Origin of the sequence: Pseudomonas sp. UBA1879, assembly GCF_002338065.1 — a bacterium.
In the GTDB taxonomy this organism is placed as follows: domain Bacteria; phylum Pseudomonadota; class Gammaproteobacteria; order Pseudomonadales; family Pseudomonadaceae; genus Aquipseudomonas.
In genome coordinates this window covers 116804-130316 of record NZ_DDHJ01000023.1, presented here as the reverse complement: position 1 = coordinate 130316, position 13513 = coordinate 116804, and the positions used below count along the sequence as shown (strand labels likewise).

9 protein-coding genes and 2 tRNA genes are annotated in these 13513 nt (G+C 58.3%); 8 read left to right on the top strand and 3 right to left on the bottom strand.

From position 1 onward, the window contains the following. Nucleotides 1-82: 82 nt before the first annotated feature. Together B3N48_RS25130 and B3N48_RS25125 are read right to left on the bottom strand one after the other, a co-directional pair. Nucleotides 83-169: transfer RNA gene (locus B3N48_RS25130), tRNA-Leu, on the bottom strand. Nucleotides 170-388: 219 nt separating this feature from the next. Continuing rightward, a tRNA-Leu gene (locus B3N48_RS25125) sits at nucleotides 389-475 on the bottom strand. Between the two features lie 226 nt (nucleotides 476-701). On the opposite strand from B3N48_RS25125, the gene rnr reads away from it, so the two are divergent. From rnr to dnaB, 7 genes are all read left to right on the top strand, one after another. Continuing rightward, nucleotides 702-3335: a ribonuclease R gene (rnr, locus tag B3N48_RS25120; RefSeq protein WP_296188300.1), complete on the top strand. Its 2634-nt coding sequence runs from the start codon at nucleotides 702-704 to the stop codon at nucleotides 3333-3335. Continuing rightward, nucleotides 3332-4093, top strand: coding sequence for a 23S rRNA (guanosine(2251)-2'-O)-methyltransferase RlmB (gene rlmB / locus B3N48_RS25115; RefSeq protein WP_296188298.1), 762 nt, complete (start codon nucleotides 3332-3334; stop codon nucleotides 4091-4093). The genes rnr and rlmB overlap by 4 nt, the downstream gene beginning before the upstream one ends. A 244-nt stretch (nucleotides 4094-4337) precedes the next feature. Next, the gene (gene rpsF, locus B3N48_RS25110) at nucleotides 4338-4760 is read left to right on the top strand and encodes a 30S ribosomal protein S6 (RefSeq protein ID WP_062379020.1); all 423 of its coding nucleotides are present in this window, start codon (nucleotides 4338-4340) and stop codon (nucleotides 4758-4760) included. Nucleotides 4761-4788: 28 nt separating this feature from the next. After that, nucleotides 4789-5019, top strand: coding sequence for a 30S ribosomal protein S18 (gene rpsR / locus B3N48_RS25105; RefSeq protein ID WP_037015707.1), 231 nt, complete (start codon nucleotides 4789-4791; stop codon nucleotides 5017-5019). Between the two features lie 42 nt (nucleotides 5020-5061). Continuing rightward, nucleotides 5062-5958 (top strand): hypothetical protein, encoded by an 897-nt coding sequence (locus B3N48_RS25100; RefSeq protein WP_296188287.1) that lies wholly within the window; start codon nucleotides 5062-5064, stop codon nucleotides 5956-5958. 20 nt (nucleotides 5959-5978) lie between these two features. Further along, a complete protein-coding gene (gene rplI, locus B3N48_RS25095; RefSeq protein ID WP_296188284.1) occupies nucleotides 5979-6425 on the top strand; it encodes a 50S ribosomal protein L9 in 447 nt (148 codons plus the stop codon). Nucleotides 6426-6586: 161 nt separating this feature from the next. Then, nucleotides 6587-7984, top strand: a complete 1398-nt coding sequence (gene dnaB, locus B3N48_RS25090) for a replicative DNA helicase (protein WP_296188283.1) — start codon at nucleotides 6587-6589, stop codon at nucleotides 7982-7984. Nucleotides 7985-8018: 34 nt separating this feature from the next. Here the strand turns inward: dnaB and B3N48_RS25085 are convergent, their stop codons facing one another. Then, nucleotides 8019-10964, bottom strand: coding sequence for an RHS repeat domain-containing protein (locus tag B3N48_RS25085; protein ID WP_296188282.1), 2946 nt, complete (start codon nucleotides 10962-10964; stop codon nucleotides 8019-8021). Between the two features lie 210 nt (nucleotides 10965-11174). Here B3N48_RS25085 and B3N48_RS25080 point away from each other — a divergent pair, with 210 nt between their 5' ends. Beyond that, entirely contained in the window at nucleotides 11175-13484 is a 2310-nt protein-coding gene (locus B3N48_RS25080) for a YgiQ family radical SAM protein (protein ID WP_296188281.1), read from the top strand. Nucleotides 13485-13513: the final 29 nt, after the last annotated feature.

Sequence of the window (13513 nt, the reverse complement as noted above, 5' to 3'; positions counted from 1 at the left end):
GCCGGGCTTTGTCCGAGGAGGGGAAGATTTACCAAACCCCGAAAAGCACAAAACCGAGCGCTTGGCTCGGTTTTGTTTTGTTTGGTGCCCAGGAGAAGACTCGAACTTCCACGACCGTAAGGTCACCAGCACCTGAAGCTGGCGTGTCTACCAATTTCACCACCTGGGCATGGCGCTGATTTAATTAGATTTTTCGTATTTGTGCAACTTAATTTTGAGAAAATTTAGCGCGGAATGAGGTTTTGAACGCGAGCGCGCAAAGTTCGACGCTTTGTTGATGGCCGGAAGGACAGGGCAGGGGAACTGATCTACCCTCATGGCTGCTCGAGCAGGAATTTACAAACCCCAGAATGCACAAAGCCGAGCACTGGGCTCGGTTTCGTTGAATTGGTGCCCAGAAGAAGACTCGAACTTCCACGACCGTAAGGTCACCAGCACCTGAAGCTGGCGTGTCTACCAATTTCACCATCTGGGCAATGCGTTGATTTCACTTGGCTAATTGTTTAAAAAGCCGTGTGATTTCAACTGCAACGTGGCAGCGCCGTCGTTGTGGGGCGCATCTTACGGATGACAATCGGGGCTGTAAACCCCTGGACGTGAATTTTTTTTGAAATAGCGAAAAGCCTCAACAAACGCTGTCTTCGCGTTTCAATCGGGTATATGCCAAACTAATTGCATACAGATAAGGTGAATTCATTCTAATGGCCGATTGGCAGTCCCTCGATCCCGAGGCCGCTCGTGAAGCGGAAAAATACGAAAACCCCATCCCTAGCCGTGAGCTGATTCTGGCGCATCTCTCCGAGCGCGGGTCGCCCGCTGCCCGTGAAGAGCTGGTCGCAGAGTTTGGCCTGACGACGGAAGATCAGATCGAAGCCTTGCGCCGCCGCCTGAGGGCGATGGAGCGCGACGCTCAATTGATCTACACCCGCCGCGGCACCTATGCGCCGGTCGACAAGCTGGACCTGATCCTCGGTCGCATCAGCGGTCACCGCGACGGCTTTGGTTTCCTGGTGCCTGACGACGGCTCTGATGACCTGTTCATGAGCCCCGCTCAGATGCGGTTGGTGTTCGATGGCGACCGCGCTCTGGCGCGCGTTTCGGGTCTGGACCGTCGCGGTCGTCGCGAAGGGGTGATCGTCGAAGTCGTTTCCCGGGCCCACGAAACCGTGGTTGGCCGCTACTTCGAGGAGAGCGGCATTGGCTTCGTCGTTCCCGACAATCCGAAGATTCAGCAAGAAGTGCTGATCACCCCAGGTCGCAATGCCGACGCCCGCGTTGGGCAGTTCGTGGAAGTGAAGATCACCCACTGGCCGACCCCACGCTTCCAGCCGCAGGGCGATGTGGTCGAGGTCGTAGGCAACTACATGGCGCCGGGCATGGAAATCGACGTCGCATTGCGCACGTACGATATTCCCCATGTCTGGCCTGAAGCGGTGCTTAAAGAGGCTGCCAAGCTCAAGCCGGAAGTCGAAGAAAAGGACAAGGAAAACCGCGTCGATCTGCGCCACTTGCCATTCGTAACCATTGATGGCGAAGACGCTCGCGATTTCGATGATGCGGTGTATTGCGAAGCCAAACCTGGCAAGCTGCGCCTGTTTTCAGGTGGTTGGAAGCTGTACGTCGCCATTGCGGACGTCTCCAGCTACGTGAAGATCGGTTCCGCGCTCGACGCCGAATCTCAAGTGCGTGGCAACTCGGTGTATTTCCCGGAGCGCGTCGTGCCGATGCTGCCAGAGCAGTTGTCCAACGGCCTTTGTTCGCTGAACCCACTGGTGGACCGTCTGGCGATGGTGTGCGAGATGACCATCTCCAAATCCGGCGAAATGACGGACTATGTGTTCTACGAAGCGGTGATCCACTCCCACGCGCGCCTGACTTACAACAAGGTCAGTTCGATTCTGGAGCACCCGAAAACCAGCGAAGCCCGCCAATTGCGTGGCGAGTACAAAGAAGTCATCCCTGACCTAAAGCAGCTCTATGCGCTGTACAAAGTGCTGCTGGCGGCCCGCCACACCCGTGGCGCCATCGATTTCGAGACGCAAGAAACCCGCATCATCTTCGGTTCGGAACGCAAGATCGCCGAGATTCGTCCGACGACCCGCAACGATGCGCACAAGCTGATCGAGGAATGCATGCTGGCCGCCAACGTGGCCACTGCCGAATTCCTCAAGAAGCATGAAATCCCTGCGCTGTATCGCGTCCACGACGGCCCGCCGCCTGAGCGCCTGGAAAAGCTGCGCGCCTTCCTGGGCGAGCTGGGCCTTTCCCTGCACAAGGGCAAGGACGGCCCGACGCCGAAGGATTATCAGGCGCTGTTGGAAACCATCAAGGATCGTCCGGATTACCACCTGATCCAGACCGTCATGCTGCGTTCGTTGAGCCAAGCGGTGTACAGCTCGGATAATAACGGCCACTTCGGTCTGAATTATGAGGCCTACACGCACTTCACCTCGCCGATTCGTCGTTACCCGGACCTGCTGACGCACCGCGCCATTCGCAGCGTCATCCGCTCCAAGCAAGACACGCCTCATGTGCGGCGCGCGGGGGCGGCTTCGATTCCGAAGGCGCGTATCTATCCCTACGACGAAGCGGCGCTGGAGCAATTGGGCGAGCAATGCTCGATGAGCGAACGCCGTGCCGACGAAGCCACCCGCGACGTGGTGAACTGGCTCAAGTGCGAGTTCATGAAAGATCGCGTGGGTGAGTCGTTCCCGGGCGTCATCACGGCGGTGACCGGTTTCGGGCTGTTCGTCGAGCTGACCGACATCTATGTCGAAGGCCTTGTCCACGTGACCGCGCTGCCAGGCGATTACTACCACTTCGATCCGGTTCATCACCGTTTGGCGGGCGAGCGCACGGGCCGTAGCTTCCGCCTGGGCGACACCGTTGAAGTGCGGGTCATGCGCGTCGACCTTGATGAGCGCAAGATCGACTTTGAAATGTCTGAGAAAACCACCAGCGCGCCAGTGGGGCGCAAACGCAAGGTCGCTGAGCCTGCAGCTGCGAGCAAGACGAAGGATAAAGAGCAGGACAAGGCCACCGCCTCCCGTCCAAGCCGTCGTAGTGCTACCAAAGAGCCGGTTGTCGAAGCTTATCGCCCCAGCGATGCCGCCGCTAAAAACGCTGAAGTCCGTAAAAGCCGGGAGATGAAAAAAGCGCTGTTGGCAGAAGCGAAGGGTGGTAGCAAGGCATCGTCGGGAAAGTCGTCGCGGAGTGATTCCGCGCCTTCCGGCAAGGCCGCAAAACCGAGTAAACACCGCAAGGGCCCTTCGAAATCGGGCTCCGCTTCAGCGCCGAAGGGCGGCAGTGTGCGTAAACCTAAGGCGAAGTCATGAGTCAGCTGGAAAAAATCTACGGCGTTCACGCGGTAGAAGCGTTGTTGCGGCATCACCCCAAGCGGGTCAAGCAGATCTGGCTGGCTGAGGGTCGCAGCGACCCTCGGGTTCAAGTATTGATCGACCTCGCCGCGCAGAACCGTGTGCAGGTGGGGCAGGCCGAGCGTCGTGAAATGGACGCGTGGGTTGAGGGCGTCCATCAGGGTGTTGTGGCAGACGTCAGCCCGAGCCAGGTCTGGGGCGAAGCGATGCTCGACGAGCTTCTGGATCGGACCGAAGGCGCGCCGCTGATTCTGGTGCTAGATGGCGTGACAGACCCGCACAACCTTGGTGCCTGTCTGCGTACCGCCGATGCTGCGGGTGCGTTGGCTGTGATCGTGCCGAAAGACAAGTCTGCGACCTTGACGCCGACCGTGCGAAAAGTCGCCTGCGGCGCGGCGGAAGTGATTCCTCTCGTCGCAGTCACCAACTTGGCTCGTACGCTGGAAAAGCTTCAGCAGCGCGGTCTGTGGGTCGTCGGTACGGCGGGTGAGGCCGAGCAAGAGCTGTATCAGCAGGACCTGACTGGCCCGACCATCTTGATCATGGGGGCTGAAGGCAAGGGCATGCGCCGCCTCACTCGTGAACACTGCGACTACTTGGTTCGCCTGCCCATGGCAGGTAGCGTCAGCAGCTTGAACGTCTCGGTGGCAACAGGTGTTTGCCTGTTCGAGGCGATGCGCCAACGCAGCGCGAAGGCTGCTGCTTCGCGGAAGTAACGATCTGTAAGCTGCAGGCTCAAGCCAGTCAACGGACGGCTTGTAGCTCGCAGCTTACGGCTTGAAGCTGCTCCTGTTCAAATAATCACCAATTGCCTTGCGCCGTCCCTGACCCTTCTCTACAATTGCGCCCCTTGCTGTCATGGCAGGCGCTCACGTGCCTGTTCCTGTGCAAGATAAACCCGTGTTATTCACTCCTTGTCTGACCGCTTCGGTGGCAGGCTACAACCCGTAAGGAGCATTCATGCGTCATTACGAAATCATCTTTCTGGTTCACCCGGACCAGAGCGAGCAAGTCGGCGGCATGGTTGAGCGTTACACCAAGCTGATCGAAGAAGACGGCGGCAAGATCCACCGTCTGGAAGATTGGGGCCGTCGTCAACTGGCCTACGCAATCAACAATGTTCACAAGGCTCACTACGTGATGCTGAACGTTGAGTGCACTGGCAAAGCCCTGGCTGAGCTGGAAGACAACTTCCGCTACAACGATGCCGTGATCCGTAACCTTGTCATTCGTCGCGACGAAGCCGTTACTGGCCAATCCGAAATGCTCAAGGCTGAAGAGAACCGCAGTGAGCGCCGTGAGCGTCGCGACCGTCCTGAGCACTCTGACGCTGAAGGCGTTGACAGTGATGACAGCGACAACAGCGATAACGCTGACGAGTAATCCACGGACCTTTTGAGGAGCCTATTACATGGCACGTTTCTTCCGTCGTCGTAAATTCTGCCGCTTCACAGCTGAAAATGTGAAGGAGATCGATTACAAAGATCTCAACACCCTGAAAGCCTACGTATCCGAAACCGGCAAGATCGTTCCTAGCCGCATTACCGGTACCAAAGCTCGTTATCAGCGTCAGCTGGCTACCGCTATCAAGCGCGCCCGCTTCCTGGCCCTGCTGGCCTACACCGACAGCCACGGCCGCTGAGACCAGGTTCAGTCGACAAAAACGCAGTAAAGGATAAATCGCATGCGCGCCATGGCTGACTTCATCATGCGCGGCCGCGTGCAGGCCACTCTCGTAGTGGTTGGATGTGCGGCGTTGCCGTTGTTGTTCTGGTTGAGTGCCGCTGCAGGTTGCCTTGTGCTCCTGCGGCGCGGGTTGAGTGGCGCGATGAGCGTGCTTGCCTGGGCTCTGCTGCCAGCGTTGGTCTGGTGGTATTTCGGTGATCCCCGCACCCTGATGGTGTTGCTGGGTTCATGGGGGTTGGCGGCCGTGTTGCGCGCCAGCGAGTCGTGGGTCCGTGTGCTGCTGGTCAGCGTCGGACTGGGATTGTTGTATGGCGTGATCCTGGGGGCGGTTTTCCGCGAGCCCATCGAAGCCATGGCGGGGGAGTTGCAGAAACTCTTGCCCCACGTCTTCGGTGATGTCTACCAACAGATGTCGGTAGAAGAGCGAGCGCGTCTGGGGGCACTGATTACTCCGGTCCTGAACGGCCTGATAGCAGCGGTGTTGCAGATCGTCAGCGTGGTATGCCTGATCCTTGGGCGGTACTGGCAGGCGTTGTTGTATAACCCGGGCGGTTTCGGACGCGAATTTCGCAGTTTGAGACTCCCGCGGGCACCGATGCTGGTGCTGCTGGTGTGCATGTTGGTGGGGCCGAATTTCGGTCCGCAACTGGCGATGCTGACACCGTTGTGCAGTGTACCGCTCATGTTCGCGGGACTGGCTCTGATTCACGGTCTGGTGGCTACGAAGCGCCTGACCCGGTTCTGGCTGGTGGGTTTGTACGTCACGCTGGTGCTGTTCATGCAGCTGATTTATCCGTTGCTGGTGGTGTTTGCCATTGTCGACAGCCTGATTGATTTTCGCGGCCGCCTGGCGTCGAAAGATGCCGACAACGGTTCTGCGAACGGTGAAGGTTAAAGTTAAGAGGTTATTACCAAATGGAACTCATCCTGCTGGAAAAAATCGCCAACCTGGGCAACCTGGGCGACAAAGTAAACGTTAAGGCTGGTTACGGCCGTAACTACCTGCTGCCTTTCGGCAAAGCCACTGCTGCAACCGCTGCCAACCTGGCTGCGTTTGAAGAGCGTCGCGCTGAGCTGGAAAAAGCTGCAGCAGACCGTAAAGCATCGGCTGAAAGCCGCGCTGCCCAATTGGCCGAGCTGGAAGTGACTATCACTGCCACCGCTGGCGACGAAGGCAAGCTGTTCGGTTCGATCGGTACTCACGACATCGCTGACGCTCTGACCGCCTCTGGCGTTGAAGTGGCTAAAGCTGAAGTTCGTCTGCCGAACGGCACCATCCGTAACGTCGGCGAATACGACGTAGCCGTGCACCTGCACAGCGACGTTGAAGCCACCGTTCGCGTGGTTGTCGTAGCTGCCTAAGCTGCTTGATGCCGGTGCTTTGGCGCTGGCATCCGATTGGTTGGCGATGTGTTTGTCGGCCGATCAACAAAGGGTGCGTTCCTGTTCAACGGGTCGTGCCCTTTGTCATTTCTAGGTATTGTTGATCAACGTTTGATTCAAACCCCTGATTCCGTGTGGCCATGAACGATATTTCCGCTCCCGAGCAATACGATCTGCAAACTGCTGCCCTGAAGGTGCCGCCGCATTCCATCGAGGCCGAACAGGCTGTGCTTGGTGGTCTGATGCTGGACAACAACGCCTGGGAGCGCGTGCTGGATCAAGTTTCGGACGGCGACTTCTATCGCCATGACCACCGCCTGATTTTCCGCGCCATTGCCAAACTGGCCGATCAGAACTTGCCGATCGACGTCGTCACCCTGTCCGAGCAGTTGGACAAGGAAGGCCAGACGTCGCAGGTCGGCGGCCTCGGTTACCTCTCCGAGCTGGCGAAGAACATCCCATCCGTCGCCAACATCAAGGCCTATGCCCAGATCGTCCGGCAGCGCGCGACCTTGCGCCAGTTGATCGGTATCAGTAACGAAATCGCAGACAGCGCTTTCAATCCGGAAGGGCGGACCGCTGAGGAAATTCTCGATGAAGCCGAACGGCAGATCTTTCAGATTGCCGAGGCGCGTCCTAAAACGGGTGGGCCGGTTGGCGTCAACGACCTGTTGACCAAGGCAATCGACCGCATCGACACCTTATTTAACCTGGGTGAAGGGATCACAGGTTTGTCTACCGGATACACCGACCTCGATGACAAGACCAGCGGACTGCAGCCTGCTGACCTGATCATTGTCGCGGGTCGTCCGTCGATGGGTAAGACCACCTTCGCGATGAACCTCGTAGAAAACGCGGTACTGCGCAGCGAAAAAGCGGTGCTGGTGTTCTCGCTGGAGATGCCAGGCGAATCGCTGATCATGCGTATGCTGTCGTCCCTCGGACGCATTGATCAGACCAAGGTCCGTTCCGGCCAGTTGGACGATGATGACTGGCCACGCCTGACTTCTGCTGTCAATCTGCTCAACGATCGCAAACTGTTTATCGACGACACGGCCGGTATCAGCCCGTCGGAGATGCGCGCGCGCACGCGGCGTCTCGTGCGAGAGCATGGGGAAATCGGATTGATCATGATCGACTACTTGCAGTTGATGCAGATTCCGGGCTCCAGCGGCGACAACCGGACCAACGAAATTTCCGAAATTTCCCGGTCCCTGAAAGCGCTGGCCAAGGAATTCAACTGCCCCGTGGTCGCGCTGTCGCAGCTCAACCGCTCGCTGGAGCAGCGTCCCAACAAGCGCCCTGTGAACTCCGACCTGCGGGAATCCGGAGCGATCGAGCAGGACGCCGACGTCATCATGTTCGTGTACCGGGACGAGGTGTACCACCCGGAAACCGAGCACAAAGGCATCGCTGAAATCATCATCGGTAAACAGCGGAACGGCCCAATTGGCTTCGTGCGTCTGGCGTTTATCGGCAAGTACACCCGTTTCGAAAACCTGGCGCCGGGCAGTTACAACTTTGATGATGATGAGTAGTGCGTTCTGCGCAGAGTCTTTGTGAGTTGTTCGACTATGCCCTGCGTTGGGCGAGGATCGTACCGTTGCCTTTATGTGACAGGATGGCTTGCGGGTAAAAAACGTTACCCCGGACGGCAAAGCCCAGACGCAAGTCTCCCCTGCCACCTGCGGTGCCACTGTGGATATCCGTCGTTTTCATTCCGCGTAATCCGGTATGTCCTTTGCGATTAGGGTCGAACCTCTCCAATGCCGCTCTCAGATTTTCTTCCATACCAGGGCGGCGGCCAAGCCAGTCGACAATATTTGCATCCTCGAAAAAGCCGCTGGGGTCCATGATGAACATTTGTCTGGCTGCGCTGCTGGAGGGCGCTGGAGCGGCGCTTTCGTTGTCTAAATCAAGGCTTGTGTTCGACACGGTAGAGCCTCGTTTTTTCCGGAACCGCTCTTGAAAAGTTCTGAGCTCTGCACTCGTACTCGGCACCGCGGCGTCAATTGACGCGCGCGGTGTCGAATTGGCGCTAGCGCTGGCAGAGGAGTCGTCGCCGAGAGTGAGCGGTGGCCTCGGATCACGGGCTTTCCTTAACAGATAGGGTTTTATTCCCAGCTTTTGGGCTCTGGACGGCATATGCCTCGCGTTAGTCAGCTCATTGTGCTGGTCAACATTATTTGCTTGATACAGGTTGATGGCGCCCTTGCTGTCCCGTGTAATATGCAGCCAGCTAACCGGATTGCGCGTCTTCAGATACCGTCCATTAAGCAAATCAGCTTCATCAGAAGTGAGTGAGTAGTTGGAGGTGGCCCCCTTTACCGCCCGCTGGATATTTTGAGTCCGTTCTTCGTAGCTCTGGGCGCGAGCTGCCAGATTGGCCTTAGTTTCAGCTTGGTAAGCAGTGGCGGCGCTCACGTAGAAGTCTCGCAATCGCAAGAAAATAAGCCCTGCGGATGCCAGCATCACAAGTACGATAATCGCAAGCTGCACTTCTCCGGGCACTTCATCAAAATCCGAACTCTGACCTCCCTGCACGTCCACCTGATTAATCGGGTTATTCCTGACCATGCAATACAGATTGAGCCCATCCACAAATCCTTCCGGATCCGAACTCACCCAGCGCATCAACCACGGCGCGTAATACCTTAGCCCGTAGTAATACAGCCCGCTGGCATCCCGCTCTTTCCCCGAATACCGCGCCACCTTGTACTTCGCTTCGACCGCCGAGCGCGCCGCCCACCAAGCCGTTCCGCCGAAAGGGTAGTAGCCCTCGTAGCTAATAAGGTGTGCGTGGGCGTCCAATTCCAGCACGCTGGAGCCCAGGTGGTCGTCCACCGAATACCGCAATTGATCGTTTTCGATGCCGGCAGGACGTCCGCTCAACCAATGCAGACAGCGCACGGTGCATCGACCGGCCTGGATCACGATGACTTCCAGCTGCTCATCGTTGGCAGTGTCGCTGCGCAATTCCAGGCCCGGAAGGTAGCGGACCTCCCGCGTATGTGAAGCCGCTCGTGCGGCGCTTATGCCGACCTTGCGAGCGCGCTGCCCGCTGCTGTCGTAAGCGTAATGCTCAGCATCGTCCTCGGCGCCGTTGCGACTTACAGGCGTGATTTTCGTTAAGCGATTGCGCGCATCCCAGAGCATTTTCTGGCCGGGGAGCAGGTATTGCAGGTTGCCGCTGGCATCGAAACCGCTGGCGAAGTCCGGCGGTGCGCTGCCCTCGGTCTTGATCAGGGCGCGGTTGCTGGTCGCATCCACATCAAAATCGCGGGTGTAGGGCTGACGGCCTTCATGCCTCAGCTGAATCAGATTGCCCGCCGAGTCATAGCGGTAACGTTCGGTAAAGTTGAGCCATTGACTGGTGTCTATCGGCAATGTCGCCAGATCAGGCAGCTGCGGGCGGGTTGAAGAATGTGCTGTTTCCCTGCCTTGCGCCTCGATTAACTGATACGCGCTGTCGTAGCGATAGAGGTTGACCGGTTCGATGCGTTGATTGGCGAAATGGCGAGCCGCTTGGGCATTGTCAGCGATGCTCACGACGTTACCCACCGGATCGTAGGTGTAGGTCAATGATTGCAGCGGGTCATTGGCAGGCCGAAGGGTTTTCAGCGTCTGCAAGCGGCCGTCCGCCGAGCGATAGTCGTATTGACTGATCACACCGTTGCCCGCGGTTTGCGACTCGACCTGCCCTCGGGCGTTGTACCGCACGTCTTGCAGCAATGATTGCTGCGCGCCGCCCTTCAACGTGAGGATGACCTGTGCCAACTGGCCGGCGATGTTCAACCCGATGCTTTGCCGATGGTCCCGCGCATCCGTCGTGCTGATGGCGGTGCCGGTGGCGTCGAAATGTCTGCGGGTAACGGCGCCAGCACCGGGTTCCAGTAAGGCGTCACGTTCTGCGACTAACGGCGGCCAGTCAGGGGGCTCGATCAGCCTGAGCATGCGGCGTTCTTCCTTCAGCGTCCCGCCCGACAGGCCGTACTCTGTGGTTATCGCAGTGCCCGCGCTGTCGTCGATTCGGACCAATAGCCCGCACCGATTATGGGAGGCTGAATCCGCGTCGCTTCCTGCATAGGTGAACCGCTCGCAGGTCCGTTGCGGCTGCCCTGCCATGCGCTCATGAACCGCAGCCGGTCGCAGAAGCGCATCATAGTCGGTCTGCCAGTGCGTCGAGCGGGCATCCCATTGCTCCAGAACGACGCCTGATTCTGCTGAAAGGGAGACCGTTTCACCGGCATCCACGCTGCGGCTGGACAATACGGTGTTCGAAAGGCTGTACAGGGTTGCGACGTTGGGATGCACGTCGGGGTCCCGCGACTGTCGCTCAAAGAGGCGCGGGTCCCAAGCCGCCACGGTGCGACCTTGGCAGTCGTAAGTCTGGGCGGTGATTCGGGGTTTCGCCTCCTCCTCGACCTCGGCTCGGTAGTAGGTCACTTGCCGCACTGTCAGGCCCCGGCTGTCGTAAACCGTTACGGAAGGAGTGTTTCGGTGCATGGAGTCGGACATGATGCCTGCATCCTGCAATGACCAGTGCTGCGTTTACTCTAACCTCGCGTCAAGGGGGTGGATACTGTCAGAAGTGACAGTGCGATCGATCGAAAACCGCTGGCAAGGCCGACTATTACAGTCGGATTTGATCAAAATTTGTGCTATCCTCCGCGCCCGCGAATTTCGCTGAGAAGCTCGCCTCCCCGATTACGAACACTGGTCATCGACATGCAAGCAGCCAAGCCGTTATTTGACTATCCGAAGTACTGGGCCGAATGTTTCGGACCAGCGCCTTTCCTGCCGATGAGCCGGGAAGAAATGGATCAGCTCGGCTGGGATTCCTGCGACATCATCATCGTGACCGGCGATGCGTATGTTGATCACCCGTCGTTCGGCATGGCGATCATCGGCCGGCTGCTGGAGTCGCAAGGCTTTCGCGTCGGGATCATTGCTCAGCCGGACTGGAAATCCAAAGACGACTTCATGAAGCTTGGCGAGCCGAATCTGTTCTTCGGCGTCGCGGCGGGCAACATGGACTCGATGATTAACCGCTACACCGCGGACAAGAAAATCCGCTCCGACGACGCCTATACCCCCGGCGGCATGGCGGGCAAACGCCCGGATCGCGCGAGCCTGGTCTACAGCCAGCGTTGCAAGGAAGCCTACAAGAACGTCCCTATCGTGCTGGGCGGGATTGAAGCTTCACTGCGCCGCATCGCGCATTACGACTACTGGCAGGACAAGGTTCGCAACTCGATCCTCATCGACGCCTGCGCCGACATTCTGCTGTATGGCAATGCCGAGCGCGCCATCGTTGAAGTCGCCAATCGTCTGTCCTGCGGCGAAACCATTGAAAGCATCACCGACGTTCGCGGCACCGCGTTCATTCGGCGCGACACACCTGAGGGCTGGTACGAAGTCGATTCCACGCGTATCGACCGCCCGGGCAAGGTCGACAAGATCATCAACCCGTACGTGAACACTCAGGACACCCAGGCCTGCGCCATCGAGCAGGAAAAAGGTCCGGTTGAGGATCCGAACGAAGCCAAGGTGGTGCAGATTCTGGCCAGCCCGCGCATGACCCGCGACAAGACCGTCATTCGCCTGCCGTCCATGGAAAAAGTGCGTAACGACCCGGTGTTGTACGCCCATGCCAACCGGGTGCTGCACCTGGAAACCAACCCCGGCAACGCCCGTGCGCTGGTTCAGAAGCATGGCGACGTCGATGTCTGGTTCAACGCGCCTCCGATTCCGATGACCACTGAAGAAATGGACTACGTGTTCGGCATGCCGTACGCGCGTATCCCGCACCCTGCCTACGGCAAGGAAAAGATTCCGGCCTACGACATGATCCGTTTCTCGGTCAACATCATGCGTGGCTGCTTTGGCGGCTGCACCTTCTGCTCGATCACCGAGCACGAAGGCCGCATCATCCAGAACCGCTCCCACGATTCGATCATTCGTGAAATCGAAGAGATTCGCGACAAAGTGCCAGGCTTTACCGGTGTCATTTCTGACCTCGGTGGTCCGACCGCCAACATGTACCGCATTGCCTGCAAAAGCCCGGAAATCGAATCCGCCTGCCGCAAGCCGTCATGCGTGTTCCCTGGCATCTGCCCGAACCTGAACACCGACCACTCAGCGCTGATTCAGCTGTACCGCAGTGCGCGTGATCTGCCGGGCGTGAAGAAGATCCTGATCGCTTCCGGCCTGCGCTACGACCTCGCGGTCGAGTCGCCCGAGTACGTTAAGGAGTTGGTCACCCACCACGTGGGTGGCTACCTGAAGATCGCCCCGGAACACACCGAGGAAGGTCCGCTCAATCAGATGATGAAGCCGGGCATTGGCAGCTATGACAGGTTCAAGCGCATGTTCGAGAAGTACTCGAAAGAGGCGGGCAAGGAGCAATACCTGATCCCGTACTTCATTGCCGCCCACCCCGGTACAACCGATGAAGACATGATGAACCTAGCGCTGTGGCTCAAGGGCAACGGCTTCCGTGCGGACCAGGTGCAGGCGTTCTACCCCTCGCCGATGGCCAGTGCGACGGCCATGTATCACTCGGGCAAGAACCCGCTGCGCAAGGTCACGTACAAGAGCGACGCGGTCACCATCGTCAAGAGCGAAGAACAGCGCCGTCTGCATAAGGCGTTCCTGCGCTACCACGACCCGAAAGGCTGGCCGATGCTGCGTGAAGCGCTGGAGCGCATGGGCCGTTCGGACCTCATCGGTTCGGGCAAGAACCAGTTGATACCGCTGCATCAGCCGGAAACCGACAGCTACCAAAGCGCCCGTCGCAAGAACTCGACACCCGCTGGCAGCCACAAAGTGGCGAAAACCACGAAGATCCTTACGCAGCACACCGGCCTGCCACAACGGGGCAGTGATGGCAGCAAGCCTTGGGACAAGCGTGAGGAGGCGAAAGCGGCAGCGGCTGCGCGTAATAAACAAGCAGCCAAAGATAGGGCTGATGCAGCCAAAGGCGGGAAAAACGGCGGTAAGAAAAAGCCATCGCGGCAGCCAGTGTTTCCACGCTGATTCTTGATACCGCTACAAATAAAAACGCC

Bases quoted from the DNA above. Each gene is read 5' to 3' on its own strand.
- rlmB (WP_296188298.1), top strand. From the start codon at position 3,332: ATGAGTCAGCTGGAAAAAATCTACGGCGTTCACGCGGTAGAAGCGTTG.
- dnaB (WP_296188283.1), top strand. From the start codon at position 6,587: ATGAACGATATTTCCGCTCCCGAGCAATACGATCTGCAAACTGCTGCC.
- B3N48_RS25080 (WP_296188281.1), top strand. From the start codon at position 11,175: ATGCAAGCAGCCAAGCCGTTATTTGACTATCCGAAGTACTGGGCCGAA.
- rplI (WP_296188284.1), top strand. From the start codon at position 5,979: ATGGAACTCATCCTGCTGGAAAAAATCGCCAACCTGGGCAACCTGGGC.
- rnr (WP_296188300.1), top strand. From the start codon at position 702: ATGGCCGATTGGCAGTCCCTCGATCCCGAGGCCGCTCGTGAAGCGGAA.
- rpsR (WP_037015707.1), top strand. From the start codon at position 4,789: ATGGCACGTTTCTTCCGTCGTCGTAAATTCTGCCGCTTCACAGCTGAA.
- B3N48_RS25085 (WP_296188282.1), bottom strand. From the start codon at position 10,964: ATGTCCGACTCCATGCACCGAAACACTCCTTCCGTAACGGTTTACGAC.
- B3N48_RS25100 (WP_296188287.1), top strand. From the start codon at position 5,062: ATGCGCGCCATGGCTGACTTCATCATGCGCGGCCGCGTGCAGGCCACT.
- rpsF (WP_062379020.1), top strand. From the start codon at position 4,338: ATGCGTCATTACGAAATCATCTTTCTGGTTCACCCGGACCAGAGCGAG.